At 69.8% G+C, this 15,087-nt stretch carries 9 protein-coding genes; 7 read left to right on the forward strand and 2 right to left on the reverse strand.

Annotated features, from left to right (window positions below):
• Nucleotide 1: 1 nt before the first annotated feature.
• A complete protein-coding gene (locus ACWIDW_RS10320) occupies nucleotides 2-1,351 on the reverse strand; it encodes an ABC transporter permease subunit (protein WP_454125039.1) in 1,350 nt (449 codons plus the stop codon).
• A gap of 273 nt (nucleotides 1,352-1,624) precedes the next feature.
• Here ACWIDW_RS10320 and guaB point away from each other — a divergent pair, with 273 nt between their 5' ends.
• From guaB to ACWIDW_RS10340, 4 genes are all read left to right on the forward strand, one after another.
• Nucleotides 1,625-3,127: an IMP dehydrogenase gene (gene guaB / locus ACWIDW_RS10325; RefSeq protein ID WP_454125041.1), complete on the forward strand. Its 1,503-nt coding sequence runs from the start codon at nucleotides 1,625-1,627 to the stop codon at nucleotides 3,125-3,127.
• 173 nt (nucleotides 3,128-3,300) lie between these two features.
• Nucleotides 3,301-3,576, forward strand: coding sequence for a DUF2277 domain-containing protein (locus ACWIDW_RS10330; RefSeq protein ID WP_454125043.1), 276 nt, complete (start codon nucleotides 3,301-3,303; stop codon nucleotides 3,574-3,576).
• Between the two features lie 177 nt (nucleotides 3,577-3,753).
• Nucleotides 3,754-5,109, forward strand: a complete 1,356-nt coding sequence (locus tag ACWIDW_RS10335; RefSeq protein ID WP_454125045.1) for an MFS transporter — start codon at nucleotides 3,754-3,756, stop codon at nucleotides 5,107-5,109.
• On the forward strand, nucleotides 5,106-6,551 hold the full coding sequence (locus tag ACWIDW_RS10340; RefSeq protein ID WP_454125047.1) for a pyridoxal phosphate-dependent decarboxylase family protein: 1,446 nt from the start codon (nucleotides 5,106-5,108) through the stop codon (nucleotides 6,549-6,551). Before ACWIDW_RS10335 ends, ACWIDW_RS10340 begins: the two co-directional genes overlap by 4 nt.
• Before the next feature lie 666 nt (nucleotides 6,552-7,217).
• On the opposite strand, the gene ACWIDW_RS10345 is transcribed toward ACWIDW_RS10340, so the two are convergent.
• Nucleotides 7,218-8,063: a DUF559 domain-containing protein gene (locus tag ACWIDW_RS10345; RefSeq protein WP_454125048.1), complete on the reverse strand. Its 846-nt coding sequence runs from the start codon at nucleotides 8,061-8,063 to the stop codon at nucleotides 7,218-7,220.
• Nucleotides 8,064-8,334: 271 nt separating this feature from the next.
• On the opposite strand from ACWIDW_RS10345, the gene ACWIDW_RS10350 reads away from it, so the two are divergent.
• The 3 genes from ACWIDW_RS10350 to ACWIDW_RS10360 all read left to right on the forward strand — a co-directional run bounded on the left by ACWIDW_RS10350 (nucleotide 8,335) and on the right by ACWIDW_RS10360 (nucleotide 15,022).
• Nucleotides 8,335-9,453 (forward strand): GuaB3 family IMP dehydrogenase-related protein, encoded by a 1,119-nt coding sequence (locus ACWIDW_RS10350; protein ID WP_454125313.1) that lies wholly within the window; start codon nucleotides 8,335-8,337, stop codon nucleotides 9,451-9,453.
• Nucleotides 9,450-10,253: an SURF1 family protein gene (locus ACWIDW_RS10355; RefSeq protein WP_454125050.1), complete on the forward strand. Its 804-nt coding sequence runs from the start codon at nucleotides 9,450-9,452 to the stop codon at nucleotides 10,251-10,253. The genes ACWIDW_RS10350 and ACWIDW_RS10355 overlap by 4 nt, the downstream gene beginning before the upstream one ends.
• Before the next feature lie 158 nt (nucleotides 10,254-10,411).
• Entirely contained in the window at nucleotides 10,412-15,022 is a 4,611-nt protein-coding gene (locus ACWIDW_RS10360; RefSeq protein WP_454125051.1) for an ExeM/NucH family extracellular endonuclease, read from the forward strand.
• Nucleotides 15,023-15,087: the final 65 nt, after the last annotated feature.

Consider the following 15,087-nt stretch of genomic DNA (forward strand, 5'->3'; position numbering starts at 1 on the left):
GTCAGCCCAGCCTTTCCTTGCGTCCGAGCAGACCCTGCGGCCTGACCAGCAGGATCACGATGAGCACGACGAGCGCGCTCGCGTACTTCAGGTCCGACGGGATCCACAGCGTCGACACCTCGACCGCCATGCCGACGATGAGCGAGCCGACCAGAGCGCCGAACGCGGTGCCGAGACCGCCGAGGGTGATCGCGGCGAAGATGAGCAGCAGCATCTGCATGCCCATGTCCCACTTCACGCCGGGGCGGAAGTACGCCCACAGGATGCCCGAGATGGCAGCCAGCAGACCCGACAGGATCCAGACGTAGCGGATCACCCGGTCGACGTCGATGCCCGAGGCCGCCGCCAGCTGCGGGTTGTCGGAGATGGCCCGGGTCGCCTTGCCGATGCGCGTGCGGGTGAGGAACCACGCGACGGCGAGGATGACGACGATGCTCACGCCCATCGCGACGAGGTCGATGTACGACAGCGAGACCGGGCCGAACTGGACGGGCGCGGGGCTCGAGCCGGGCAGCTGGCGGGTGCCGCCGCCGATGAGGTACTGGAACAGGTACCGCAGCGCCAGCGAGAGGCCGATGCTCACGATCATGAGCTGCACGACGCCGAGGCCGCGGCGGCGGAGCGGACGCCACAGGGCTGCATCCATTCCCCAGCCCAGCAGTCCGCCCGCGATCACCGCGGCGATGATGCCGGCCCAGAGGGGCGCCTGCCACACCGTCGTCGTCACCAGCGCGACCAGGCCGCCCCACGTCACCATCTCGGCGTGCGCGAAGTTCGACAGTCGGGTGGTGCCGTAGATGAGCGCCGCCCCCATGGATGCCAGTGCCAGCAGAAGCCCGAAGTTCAGACCGCCCACGAGGCGCGAGAGCAGCTGGTCGAGCAGCGACACCGTGATGCGCTCGCCCTCACCGAGGAACAGGTTGACGATCTTCGTGCCGGTCAGGCCGAACTCCGCCTCGAACTCGCCGCTCGTGCCGGCCACCGGCGCGACGCCGTCGGGCAGGTTCTCGGCATCGACGATCACGCCCTCCGGAAGGGTGTCCTCGTCGACCGCGATCGTGTACTTGTCCTTCTCGGGCACGTACAGTCGCCACTTGCCTTCGGCGTCGGTCTTGGTCTTGCCCTCGAAGCCGCCACCCTTCACCGACAGTCCGACGCCTTCGATCGGCTCGTCGTCGTAGGTGATGTTGCCGGCGAAGTAGAAGTCGGTGACCTCCTGGCCGTCCGGTGTCGTCTCCGCGTGCGCGGCACCGGCCGGCGCGCCGAAGACGAGGAAGGCGGCGAGCAGCGTCGCGAGCAACGCGAGCACACCGTTCCGGGGGCGCTGAAGCGCCACAGTTCTGAGTCCCACGCATCCTCCACATCGAGTGCATCGAGCGACTTCGGGTCGTCGCTCCGCTTGGACGTCGCACTGAGCGTATCCCCTCGTCGGCACCGAGCACAGCATCCGTGTCCTGATCGGAATGTCGGGAGTGTCCGCGCCAGGCGTTCTCGGTGTTCTCGGAATAACACGGGCTGCGGCGCGCTTAGAATCTATACACCGCGGGTCACGCCACCTCCGGTCGCAGACGTCCCCGCGCACTCGCCATTCGATCGCGCCTCCGGCGCAGAGGAGCACGCTTCCATGCAGCAGCACGACCCGTTCGGTTTCGTCGGACTCACCTACGATGACGTGCTTCTCCTTCCCGGGCACACCGACGTCATCCCCAGCGAGGCCGACACCTCGTCGCGGATCACGCGGCGCATCTCGGTGGCCACCCCGCTGCTCTCCAGCGCGATGGACACCGTGACCGAGGCGCGCATGGCGATCGCGATGGCGCGTGAGGGCGGGATCGGCATCCTGCATCGCAACCTGTCGATCGCTGATCAGGCGTCGCAGGTCGACCGCGTCAAGCGCAGCGAGTCGGGCATGATCACCGACCCGATCACCACGACTCCCGACGCGACGGTCGAAGAGGTCGACAACCTGTGCGCGCGCTACCGCATCTCCGGTCTGCCGGTCGTCGATGAGGCCGGGCACCTGGTGGGCATCATCACCAACCGCGACATGCGCTTCGTGTCGGGCTTCGAGCGTCAGACCACGCTCGTCAAAGACGTCATGACGAGCGAGAACCTCGTCACCGCCCCGGTCGGCGTCGCCGCCGGCGAGGTGATCGCCCTGTTCGCGAAACACCGCGTCGAGAAGCTGCCGCTGATCGACGCCGACGGGACGCTCGCCGGCCTCATCACCATCAAGGACTTCGACAAGAGCGAGAAGTACCCCCTCGCCACCAAGGACGACCAGGGTCGTCTGCGCGTGGGAGCTGCGATCGGCTTCTTCGGCGACGCGTGGGAGCGCGCCGAGGCGCTGCGGGATGCCGGAGTCGACATCCTCGTCGTCGACACGGCCAACGGCCAGTCGCAGGGCGTCATCGAGCTCGTGAAGCGGCTCAAGGCCGACACGAGCTTCGAGCACATCGACATCATCGGCGGCAACGTCGCGACCCGCGAGGGCGCGCAGGCTCTCGTGGACGCCGGGGTCGACGCCGTCAAGGTCGGCGTGGGCCCGGGCTCGATCTGCACCACGCGCGTCGTCGCCGGCGTCGGCGTGCCGCAGGTGACCGCGGTGTACGAGGCCTCGCTCGCCGCCGGCCCTGCCGGTGTGCCCGTGATCGCCGACGGCGGTCTGCAGTACTCCGGCGACATCGCGAAGGCGCTCGTCGCCGGCGCCGACGCCGTCATGCTCGGCTCGCTGCTCGCCGGCACCGACGAGTCGCCGGGCGAGATCGTCTTCCAGTCGGGCAAGCAGTTCAAGCAGTACCGCGGCATGGGCTCGCTGGGCGCGATGCAGACCCGCGGCAAGCAGACCTCGTACTCGAAGGACCGCTACTTCCAGGCCGACGTCCCCAGCGACGACAAGCTGATCCCCGAGGGCATCGAGGGGCAGGTGCCGTACCGCGGGCCGCTCTCGGCCGTCGCGTACCAGCTGATGGGCGGTCTGCGTCAGTCGATGTTCTACGTCGGCGCCCGCACCATCGACGAGCTCAAGGCCCGCGGCCGTTTCGTGCGCATCACCGCGGCCGGACTGAAGGAGTCGCACCCGCACGACGTGCAGATCGTCGTGGAGGCACCCAACTACAAGAAGTGAGCCGAAGGCGGGTCACGGCCGCGAAGCGGACTTGACGCGGTTCGGCTCGGGTTGAGCGAGCGAAGCGAGTCGAAACCTCATCCCGCGGGTCGCGGCTCGTCTGATGGAAGGGGGCGGATGCCACGGCATCCGCCCCCTTCCGCATGTGCGGACTCGGGCGTACCGTGAACGGCATGTGCCGCAGCATCCACACCCTCCACAACTTCGAGCCGGCGGCGACCGCTGACGAGGTGCACGCCGCAGCCCTGCAGTACGTGCGCAAGATCGCCGGCACGACGAAGCCCTCGAAGGCCAACCAGGAGGCCTTCGACCGCGCTGTCGCCGAGATCGCGCACGCGACCAGGCATCTGCTCGACGACCTGGTCACGACCCGGCCCCCGAAGAACCGGGAGGAGGAGGCGGCCAAGGCCCGCGCGAAGGCCGTCGCGTCCGGCCGCTACGCCGCCTGAACATCCGTTGTGACGCCGGGCCGGCTGACCGGATCCGCCACCGCCCCGGACGTAGGACATCGACCGGACGCAGGACCGGCATCCGCTTTCCGATCCTGCGCTCGCGTGTTCTCCTGCACCGGATCAGGGCGCGGTCGCGCCGGACTCGCGCCGCGGCCCACCACTAGAGTGAGCCGCATGCGCTCAGCGTCGAACACGCTCACTCGCGGACAGATCACCCGCTACGCCATCGGCTCGCTCGGCACCGGGGGATTCTCCACGCTGCCCGGCCTCGTGCTGGTCTACTACCTCACCGACTCGCTGGGCGTGACGGCGCTCGCCGCCGGCGCGATCGTCACCGGCGCCAAGGTGTGGGACGTGCTGATCGACCCGGTCATCGGCGGGCTCAGCGACACGGCACTCGCGCGCTCGGGATCGCGTCGCGGGCTCATGCTGATCGGGTCGATCGGGCTGCCGATCGCGTTCGTGCTGACCTTCGCCGTGCCCGCGGGAATCGGTCCGGTGGCGTCCGCCATCTGGGTGCTCGTCGCGTTCATGCTCGCAGCGACATGCTTCAGTCTCTTCCAGGTGCCGTACATCGCGCTGCCCGCCGAGCTGACCGACGACTATCGCGAGCGCACGCGACTGCTCACCTGGCGCGTGGTCGTGCTGACCGTGGCGATCCTGCTGTTCGGTGCGGGCGGTCCCGAGATCCGCGGCATGTTCGACGACGACCCGCTGCTCGGCTACCTCGTGATGGCGGCGGTGGCCGCCGTGCTGCTCGGCGTGGGGCTGCTCGTCGCCTCGACCGTCGCCCCCACCCGCCCGATGCTGCCGGTGTGGCCCGGCGCGTCGATCGCGATGCACTACCGCGACGGGATCGACGCGCTGCGCGAGAGTCAGCCGTTCCGTGTGCTGCTCGGCACGTTCATGCTGCAGGGACTCGCGACGGGGCTCATGCTCGCCGCGGCGCAGTTCGTGGCGCGCTGGGTGCTGGGAGATGAGGGCGCCGTGACGCCGCTGTTCGTCGCGCTGATCGCTCCGGCCCTGCTGATGGCGCCGGTGTGGAAGCTCGTCGCCGACCGCGTGGGCAAGGAGCGCGCGTTCCGGATCGCGAGCACGATGTTCCTCGCCGCCACAGTGGTGCTCGGGCTGATGGTCTGGATGCCCGGATGGTGGATCCTCGCGCCGGTCGCTCTCGCCGGCGCGGCGTACGCCGGCATGCAGACGCTGCCGATGGCGATGCTGCCCGACGTCATCGCGCATGATCGCACCGCCGGCGGCCGCGACAATCGTTCCGGCGTCTTCAGCGGCGTGTGGACGGCGGGCGAGACGACGGGGATGGCCCTCGGCGCGACCGTGCTGTCGATCGTGCTCGCGGTGACCGGCTACATCGAGACGACGGCCACGGTCGAGGTCGCGCAGCCGGGTGCGGCCGTGGCCGGGATCGCCGTGGCGTTCAGCCTGCTGCCCGCAGCGCTCATGCTGCTCAGTCTCATCGCCCTCGCCCGCTACCGGCTGCGGGAGCACGACATCATCGGGACGTCTGCGTGAGCGACATCCTCGATCGGCTGCGTCGAATGCGCGCCGCCGACGCGCCCACGCACGGGGGCCGCGTGCTGTCGTACGTGTACGACTCGGGTCTGGGTGAACTCGACGAGCTGGCCGACGCCGCCGCCCGTCTCGCGCGACCGCTGAACGGCCTCGACCCCACGGTGTTCCCGTCGATCGCAGCGATGGAGCGCGACGTGATCGGCTTCACCCGCCAGATGCTGCACGGCGGCCGATCCGTCGTCGGCACCGTCACCAGCGGCGGAACGGAGAGCTGCCTGCTCGCCGTGAAGACGGCACGCGATCTATGGCGACGCGCTCATGCCGGGTCGGTCGGCCGTCCGCGGCTCGTGGCACCGGCCACCGCGCACGCCGCGTTCATCAAGGCGGCGCAGCTGTTCGACCTCGAGTTCGACGCCGTGCCGTGCTCGCCGGACGGGGTGGTCGCGGCATCCGATCTGATCGACCGGCTCGACGACGACGTCGCCCTCGTCGTCGTGTCGGCGCCGTCGTACCCCACCGGCATGCTCGATCCGATCGCGGAGGTCGCGGCCGCGGCATCCGCTCGGGGCATCTCGTGCCATGTCGACTCCTGCTTCGGCGGATTCGTGCTGCCGTGGTGGCCGGGACTTGCCGCATGGGACTTCCGGGTGCACGGGGTCACGAGCATCTCGGCCGACCTGCACAAGTTCGGCTACGCGCCCAAGGGCGTATCGGTGCTGCTGCAGCGCGGACGGCGCCGCCACCGCGCGCAGTTCTTCGCCACGACCGGCTGGGCGGGCTATCCCGTCGTGAATCCGACTCTGCTCGGTTCGCGTTCGGCGTCTCCGCTCGCGGCGGCGTGGGCGATCACCCAGCATCTCGGAGACGACGGGTACCGGCGTCTCACGGGCTCGATCCACCGGGTCGCGCTCGCCGTCAGGGCCGCGGTCGACGGCATCACGGGTCTGCGGGTGATCGGCGACCCGTCCGGGCCGGCGATCGCGCTCGGCTCGGACGCCGCATTGCCCACGTCCGAGCGCGTGGACCCGCACCGCCTTGCCGACGCGCTGGTGGCGCATGGATGGAAGATCCAGCCGCAGCCGGGACTCGTGCAGACCAACGGGGTGCGCATCGCGCACAGCGCCCACCTCACGCTGACTCCCGTGCTCGAGCCGCAGGTGGGCGAGTTCACCCGGGCACTCGCGGAGGCCGCCGACGAGGTGCGCGGCCGGCCCGCCGCCGACCCGAAGATGATGCTGGCGGCGCTGCGAATGCTGGGTTACGGCGAGGGCGGGCGTGTTCCCGGTCCCGCCGCGGCGTGGCGGCTGCTGCGGCTCGCCGGCGCGGGGTCGGTGTCGGCGGATCAGCCGATGGCCATGCTCATGGCACTGATCGAGCGGGCTCCGCGGCCGGTGGCCGAGGCGCTGCTGACCGAGCTGCTCGCGCGCCTCTCCGAACCGTGAGGTGAGTGCCTGTCGCGCGGCGACAGGCGGCGCAGGCCTCGGCGCGGCTGCTCGGCGACGCCGCGCTGGGGTAGGCGAACACGGGCAGGTAGGCGGAAATCTGGCGGATCGGCTTACGTCGGTGTGTTCGCCTGCGTTGGATGCGTTGCGTTGGATGCGTTGGATGCGTTGGATGCGTTGGATGCGCCGGATGCGCCGGATGCGCCGGATGCGCCGGATGCGGCTGGATGCGTCGTGGCGCCGGGACGGCAGATGCAGACGGCGCACTGCTGGCGGCTGCGGCGTGCCGGTGAGTGGCCTTGCGCCGTCGTGACTCGCGCTGCGCTGGAGGTAGGCGAACCCGCGGAGGTAGGCGAAAATCCGGCGGATCGGCCTACGTCGGCGTGTTCGCCTACGTCGGATGCGTTGGATGCGTCGCGCCGTGCCGTGCCGGGATACCAGATGCGGACGGAGCACGGCCGGCTGCCGGGACGAGCAAATCGGCATCCCGTCCCCTCGCCCTCGCCCGTGCGCTGTCGCGCCGCGCCGGAGGTAGGTGAACACCGGCAGGTAGGCGGATATCCGGCGGATCGGCCTACGTCGGTGTGTTCGCCTACGTCGGATGCGCCGGGCGCCGGATGCCGCCTGCGCCGGAGGGCCTGGATGCCGGAGGCGCCGAAGGGGTGCTCAGCGGCGGGATGCCAGGTGCAGACCCTGCGCGATCGCATTCATGAGCGTCTCCATCACGTATCGCGCGTCGAACATGATCTGCTGGTAGTCGAATCGGAGCACGGTGTAGCCCAGCAGCGCGAGCCGGGCATCCTGGCGCAGATCACGCCGCCTGTCTTTGGCCTTGCTGTGGAACTCGAAGCCGTCGAGCTGCACGATGAGTCGCTCGCCGATCAGGGCATCCACCGGATGTCCGTCGATGACGACCTGCTGGCGCACCTCGACGCCGCAGGTCAGCGCGATCCGCACGAACGTCGTCTCGACGCCCGAGTCCGACAGTGCGCCGACCATCTCGAGCACCTGCGCCGGTCGCAGGGCTCCCCACTGCGTACGCTGCAGCTGCACCAGGGTCACCGACCCGGTGCGCAGCGCCGACTCCCACACGGTGGCGGCCTCGGCGGGGTCGAGGCATCTCGCGACGTGGAAGAGCACGTTCAGCAGCGGCTCCTCGGTGCTGAAGGGCGCGACCGGCAGCGGCCCCTGCGCCCAGTGCACCTGCAGGCCATCGCGCGCGTGACGGGATGCCGTCGGGGCGACCGCGACATGGGTCTTCTCGGCATCCGGAGTCCAGAACCCCTTCTCGCGCGCGGCCGTGACGCATGTGATCCGGCCGCCGGCCTGCGCGGCCGCGCGGCGCTGCGGGGTGCAGTCGGCGCTGACCAGCCACGACCGGCGCACCCGCGCAAGGGTTCCCGCGTCGATCGCCGCGCGCACCGTCCAGGCGGAGTAGCCTGCCGCGCGCACTTCCGAGCTGTGCGCGACGCCGTGCCGGTTCTCCAGCCACGTCAGCAGGGGAGTTCTCATGACGCACGAGCTTGCCTGGTCCGGGCATCCGACGCGCCGGAAACAGGGCGAATGTGGACGGAACGGATGCCGGCGGCGGTTGTGCAGGAAGAGTGGGCCTCCGGCGCACTCGGCCGAGGTAGGCGAACACGCCGACGCAGGTGAATGAACGCTCTCGACCACCGACGCTCGCGTGTTCGCCTACCTCGGGTGAGCGCGGCCGACGGCCACTCAGCGCGCCGCACCGATAAGCCGGGCCACAGGGCACCACGGGTAGGCTGGACGGGTGAGCATGGACATCGAGATCGGCCGAGGCAAGCGCGCGCGCCGCGCGTACACGTTCGACGACATCGCGGTGGTCCCATCGCGACGCACCCGCAACCCCTCCGACGTCTCGACCGCGTGGACGATCGACGCGTTCTCGTTCGACATCCCCGTGCTCGGCGCCCCGATGGACTCCGTCGTCAGCCCGGCGACCGCCATCGCGCTCGGCAGGCTCGGCGGCCTCGGTGTGCTCGACCTCGAGGGCCTGTGGACGCGCTACGACGACCCGCAGCCGCTGCTCGACGAGATCGCCGCGCTGCCCGCCGACAACGCGACGGTGCGGATGCAGCAGCTGTACTCCGAGCCGATCAAGCCGGAGCTCGTGAAGCAGCGCCTCGCCGAGATCCGCGAGGCGGGCGTCACCGTCGCGGGCTCGCTCACCCCGCAGCGCACCCAGGAACTGTACGAGACCGTCGTCGCCGCCGGCGTCGACCTGTTCGTCATCCGCGGCACGACCGTCTCGGCCGAGCACGTCTCCAGCGCCGTCGAGCCGCTCAACCTGAAGAAGTTCATCTACGACCTCGACGTGCCGGTCATCGTCGGCGGCGCCTCCACCTACACCGCCGCCCTGCACCTCATGCGCACGGGAGCGGCGGGAGTGCTCGTCGGCTTCGGCGGGGGAGCGGCATCGACCACGCGCGTGACCCTCGGCATCCACGCCCCGATGGCGACCGCCGTGTCGGACGTCGCCGCGGCCCGCCGCGACTACCTCGACGAGTCGGGCGGACGCTACGTGCACGTCATCGCCGACGGCGGCGTCGGCACGTCGGGCGACATGGTCAAGGCACTCGCGATGGGAGCGGATGCCGTGATGCTGGGTGTCGCGCTGTCGCGCGCGACGGATGCGCCCGGCCAGGGCTTTCACTGGGGCGCCGAGGCGCACCACCCCGAACTTCCCCGCGGGCGTCGCGTCGCCGTCGACCGCGTCGCCGACCTCGAGCGGATCCTGTTCGGCCCGGCCCCGGTCGCCGACGGGACCGCCAACCTCATCGGCGCGCTGCGCAAGTCGATGGCGACCACCGGGTACTCCGACCTGAAGGAGTTCCAGCGGGTCGAGGTCGTGCTCGCGCCGTACGAGCTGGGATGACCGAGCAGCAGCCCGCCGCGGCGCAGGAGTTCCCGCCCACGCTGCGCGAGGTGATGCTGCGCCGGCGCTGGATCGGCGTGCTCCTGCTCTGCCTGGTGATCGCCGGTGTCTTCGCCTGGCTCGGCCAGTGGCAGCTCGCCCGCGCGATCGACACCGATCCGCCGCCGCCCGGCGCGACCGAGCAGGTGCGACCGCTCACCGACGTGATCGAGCCGGGTCAGTACCTGCCCGAGCCGCTCGGCGGGCAGAAGGTCACCACGAGCGGCGAGTGGGTGGCCGAGGACTTCATCGTGATCTCGTCCCGGTTCAACGGCGACGACGACGAGGGGTACTGGGTCACCGGGCAGCTGCGGGTCGCCGATCGCACGTCGCTCGCCGTCGCGCTCGGCTGGGCGCCGACTCGGGAGCAGGCGGATGCCGCCGCCGACGCCCTCGCCCGCCAGGATGCCGCCGAGATCGAGCTCACGGGCCGGCTGATCGACGATGAGGGTGTCGAGCTGCCGCCGGCCGACGACATCCACGCGCTGACGCGGATGTCTCCTGCGGCGTTGCTCGGTCAGTGGCACGATGTCGAGCGGCTCGACGTGTACCGTCCGTATCTGGCATCCCTCACCGCTCCCGCCGGACTCGTCGACATCGACTCCCCGGCACCCGAGGAGAAGTCGCCGGTCAACTGGCTGAACGTCTTCTACGCGGCCGAGTGGGCGATCTTCGCCGGCTTCGCCTTCTATCTCTGGTACCGCCTGGCGAAGGATGCCTGGGAGCGTGAGGTCGAGGACTTCGAGGACGCGCGCGCCTGAGGCATCCGCGCGATGGCCGTCCGATGACGGCAGGGTGAATCCTCTTGCCCGATGTCGGAAGTCGGGCCTATGGTCACTGTCATGCGCGTGCACGTGCTCGCGCGTCTGACGGCGGATCCACAAGATCTCCGGCCAATCCAGAATGAGGAGACGCATTCATGATGCACACCCCTGCCGACCGGAACGCGGGCGTTCCGGTCGCCCATGAGAGGAAGCGGGGGCGCATCGCCGCGCTCGCGCTGACCACGGCGTTCACGATGAGCATGGGAACGCTCATCGCCGCGCCGGCCTTCGCGAATCCCGCCGGCACCGGCGTCGTGATCAACGAGGCCTACCTGTCCGGCGGCAGCGCCGGCGCCGCGTTCAAGAACAAGTTCATCGAGCTGTACAACCCGACCGACAAGGATGTCGTCCTCGACGGGATGTCACTGCAGTACCGCTCGGCTACAGCCCCCGGCCCGTCGAGCGGCGTCGTCGCGCTGAAGGGCACCATCAAGGCCGGCGGATACTTCCTCGTGCAGGCGAACAGCAACGGCACCGCCGGCGCTGCGCTGCCCACGCCCGATCAGACCAGCTCGCTGACCCCGAGCGGAACGACCGGCACGATCGCCCTCGTGCAGGGCGCCTCGGCCGTGACCCTGCCCGTCGGCAACGCCGCCGGCGCGGAGGGCATCGTCGACCTGCTCGGCTACGGCTCCTCGAACACGTTCGAGGGCACGGTCGCCGGTGCGCCGGCCGGCAACACTGACGTGAAGTCGCTGAACCGCACCGACGGCAAGGACACCGACGACAATAAGGCCGACTTCACGCTCTCCGCGACGATCACGCCCACGGGCTCCGGCGGAAGCACCGAGCCCGAGCCCCAGCCCGAACCGGAGCCCGGTCAGAAGGTCGCCATCGCCGACGTGCAGGGCACCGGCGACGTCTCCCCGTACAAGGGCAAGACCGTCACCATCGAAGGCGTCATCACCGCCGACCACCGCGCCGGCGGCTACAAGGGCATCGTCGTGCAGACCGCAGGTTCCGGCGGAGCCGACGACAAGACGCCGAACGCATCCGACGGCATCTTCGTCTTCCTCGACGGCAAGACCGTTCCCGGTGCGATCGGCGACCTCGTGTCGGTCACCGGCGTCGTCGACGAGTACTTCGGCCAGACGCAGATCGCCCCTTCGGCGGCATCCGGCGTCTCCGTCGTGACCGCGGGGGTCGGCGTACCCGCCCTCACCCCGCTGCCCACGAGCGTCGTCGGCACGGCGCGCGAGGCGTACGAGAACATGCTCGTGCTGCCCACCGGCGACTACCTCGTCGCCTCCAGCCACCAGCTGTTCAACTTCGGAACGCTGTGGCTGAACCCGGGCGAGCTCAACGTCAAGAGCACCGAGCTGAAGCGCCCCGGCGCCGAGGCGGATGCCATCGCCGCGTCGAACCGCGCCGACCGGATCCTGCTCGACGACGGATTCAACATCCAGGTGACCAACAAGGACCACCTGAACGACCAGCCGTACTTCACCAAGGACGCCGTGGTGCGAAACGGCGACGCGGTCGACTTCGGCGGCAAGGGACTCGTGCTGCAGTACGGGTTCGACGACTGGCGTCTGCAGCCGGTGAAGCCCCTCGACAGCGCATCGCCGGCGGCCGAGAAGTTCGGCTTCACGACGAAGAACCCGCGCCCCGAGGTGCCCTCCGTGGGCGGCGACGTGAAGATCGCGTCGTTCAACGTCTACAACTACTTCACCACGCTGGTCAGCGAGAACGCCGACGCGCGCGGAGCGAAGACCGCGGCCGAGTTCGCGATCCAGAAGTCGAAGATCGTCTCGGCCATCAACAGGCTGGATGCCGACGTCGTCTCGCTCATGGAGATCGAAAACTCGGTGAAGCTGGGCAAGCCGGCCGACACCGCCCTCGCCGATCTCGTCGACGGGCTGAACGCCGAAGCGGGCAGCGGCGTGTGGGCGTACGTGCCCACGCCGAAGTCACTGCAGAACGCGTCGACCACCGACTTCATCACGAACGCGATCATCTATAAGGCGAAAGAGGTGAAGACCGTCGGCGCCGCGCAGACCATCGACGACGAGACGGTGTGGGGCAACGCCCGCGAGCCGATCGCTCAGGCCTTCGACGCCCACGGTCGCACGATCATCGTGGTCGCCAACCACTTCAAGTCGAAGTCGGGCAGCGGCGCGCAGCCGGCCGACGGACAGGGATTCTTCAACGCCGACCGGGTGAAGCAGGCGCAGTCGCTGCTCGCGTTCACCGACCGGCTGAAGAGCGTCCACGGCGACGACATGCTGCTGATCGGCGACTTCAACGCCTACGGTCATGAGGACCCGATCGACGTGTTCACGTCGAAGGGCTGGGTCGACACGGTGCCCGCGCATTCGCCGGGCAGCTACACGTACACGTTCGACGGTGAGCTGGGCTCGCTCGACCACGTGATCGCCTCGCCGTCGCTCGCCCGCTCGATCATCGGTGCGGACGCGTGGACGATCAACTCGCCCGAGTGGAGCGACCGCGGTTATGCGTACGGCGCCACCGAGACGGGCACGCCGTACCGCTCGAGCGACCACGACCCGATTCTCGTCGGCGTCTCGGCGACCGAGCCGCCGGTGAGCATCGACATCGCCACGATCAACGACTTCCACGGTCGCATCGAGGCCGACGGCAAGGCGGCCGGCGCAGCCGTGCTGGCCGGTGCGGTGAAGTCGCTGCGCGCGGCCAACCCGAACACGATCTTCGCCGCGGCCGGCGACCTGATCGGCGCGTCGACGTTCACGTCGTTCATCCAGGACGACAACCCGACCATCGACGCCCTCAACGCCGCCGGCCTCGAGGTGAGCGCCGCGGGCAACCACGAGTTCGACCAGGGCTGGGCCGACCTGCGCGACCGCGTGCAGCAGCGAGCCGACTGGGAGTACATCTCGTCGAACGTGTTCCTCAAGGGCACCGATGAGACCGCCCTCGCCCCGTCGTGGGTGAAGGAGGTCGACGGCGTGCGCGTCGGCTTCGTCGGAGCTGTGACCGAAGAGCTCGACTCGCTCGTGTCGCCGGCCGGGATCGCCGACCTCGACGTGCGCGACATCGTCGACTCGGTGAACACGGCAGCGGCGAACCTGCGCGACGGCGACGACGCCAACGGCGAGGCCGACGTGATCATCCTGCTCGTGCACGAGGGGGCGACCACGGTCTCCGTCGACAGCATCACTCCCGAGTCCGCGCTGGGCAAGATCGTCTACGGCGTCGGCGACGACGTGAACGCGATCGTCTCGGCGCACACCCACCTCGCCTACAACCACGTCATCGACGGCCGTCCGGTCGTCTCGGCGGGCCAGTACGGCGAGAACATGGGCGTGATGAACCTGAAGGTCGACCCGAAGAAGAACGAGCTCATCTCGATCACGAACGAGATCCGTCCGCTGGCGGGCAACTACCAGCCGGTCGCCGAGGTGCAGGCCATCGTCGACGCCGCCAAGAAGGAAGCCGACGTGCTGGGCGCCATCAAGGTGGGCGACATCACGGCGGACTTCAACCGTGCTCGACAGGCGGACGGCAGCGAGAACCGCGGTGGCGAGTCGACGATCGGCAACTTCGTCGCCGACGTGCAGAAGTGGGCCACCGGCGCGGATCTGGCGCTGATGAACCCGGGCGGCATCCGTGCCAACCTCACCTACGCCTCGTCGAACGCGAACGATCCCGACGGCAACGTCACCTACCGTGAGGCGGCGACGGTGCAGCCGTTCGCCAACACTCTCGTCACCACCCAGCTCACCGGAGCACAGCTCAAGGCCGTGCTCGAAGAGCAGTGGCAGCCGGCGGGTGCGAGTCGTCCGTTCCTCAAGCTCGGTGTCTCGGAGGGGCTGTCGTACACGTACGATCCCACCGCGGCGCAGGGCGCGCGGATCACCTCGATCACGGTGAACGGTGCAGCCGTCGACCCGGCCGCCTCGTACACGGTCGCCGCCAACTCGTTCCTCGCCGCCGGTGGAGACAACTTCGCCACGCTGGCGAAGGGCACGAGCCCGAAGGACACCGGCAAGATCGACCTGCAATCGATGGTCGACTGGTTCGACGCCAACAAGACGGCGAGCCCCGACCTCGACCAGCGTGCCGTGGGCGCCTCGATCACGCCGGCGCCGGGCGCGGAGGGATACACGGCGGGCGATGTGGTCACCGTGTCGCTCTCGTCGCTCGCGTTCAGTGCGGGGGAGCAGGTGCCCACGACGGTCGAGCTGTCGCTCGGCGGCGTCTCGGTGGGATCGGCGGCGGTCGACTCCACCATCGTGAGCACCACCGACGAGATCGGGCGGGCGAGCATCCAGTTCACCGTCCCGGCAGGGTCGGCGGGCCAGCCGCTCGTCGCGACCCCGAACGTCGGCGCCCCGGTGACGCTGCCGTTCACGGTGGCGGCCGATGAGCCGGAGCCGGGACCGTTCGAAGGCACCATCCAGACGGGGTCGTCGAAGGTCAGCGCCGGGGGCACCCTCGCGGTGACCGGTGAGCGCTTCACGCCGGGTGAGACCGTGACCGTCGAGCTGCGACCCAAGAAGGGGCAGGCCGTGCAGGTCGGCACCGTGCAGGTCGCAGACGACGGGACGTTCTCGACGACGGTGCGCGTGCCGAAGAGCACCCAGCCGGGCAAGTACACCCTGGCCGTGATGCAGGCCGACGGCGACGCGGCCACCGCCACCGTGCACGTCAACCGTGCCGGCGGACTGGGCGGCATCATCCAGCAGATCGTCGACTGGATCTGGGGCCTGATCACCGGCTGGTGAGCACGACCCTGACAGCGGGGCCGCCGGGCACGAGTCCGGCGGCCTTCGCCGTTTCGGCGCGGCGG

It is taken from the genome of Microbacterium sp. NPDC055312, from assembly GCF_053645675.1.

What these genes read in the sequence shown, in the direction of transcription:
- ACWIDW_RS10335 (WP_454125045.1), top strand. Translation starts at nt 3,754, where the DNA reads ATGCGCTCAGCGTCGAACACGCTCACTCGCGGACAGATCACCCGCTAC.
- ACWIDW_RS10330 (WP_454125043.1), top strand. Translation starts at nt 3,301, where the DNA reads ATGTGCCGCAGCATCCACACCCTCCACAACTTCGAGCCGGCGGCGACC.
- ACWIDW_RS10360 (WP_454125051.1), top strand. Translation starts at nt 10,412, where the DNA reads ATGATGCACACCCCTGCCGACCGGAACGCGGGCGTTCCGGTCGCCCAT.
- ACWIDW_RS10355 (WP_454125050.1), top strand. Translation starts at nt 9,450, where the DNA reads ATGACCGAGCAGCAGCCCGCCGCGGCGCAGGAGTTCCCGCCCACGCTG.
- guaB (WP_454125041.1), top strand. Translation starts at nt 1,625, where the DNA reads ATGCAGCAGCACGACCCGTTCGGTTTCGTCGGACTCACCTACGATGAC.
- ACWIDW_RS10345 (WP_454125048.1), bottom strand. Translation starts at nt 8,063, where the DNA reads ATGAGAACTCCCCTGCTGACGTGGCTGGAGAACCGGCACGGCGTCGCG.
- ACWIDW_RS10350 (WP_454125313.1), top strand. Translation starts at nt 8,335, where the DNA reads ATGGACATCGAGATCGGCCGAGGCAAGCGCGCGCGCCGCGCGTACACG.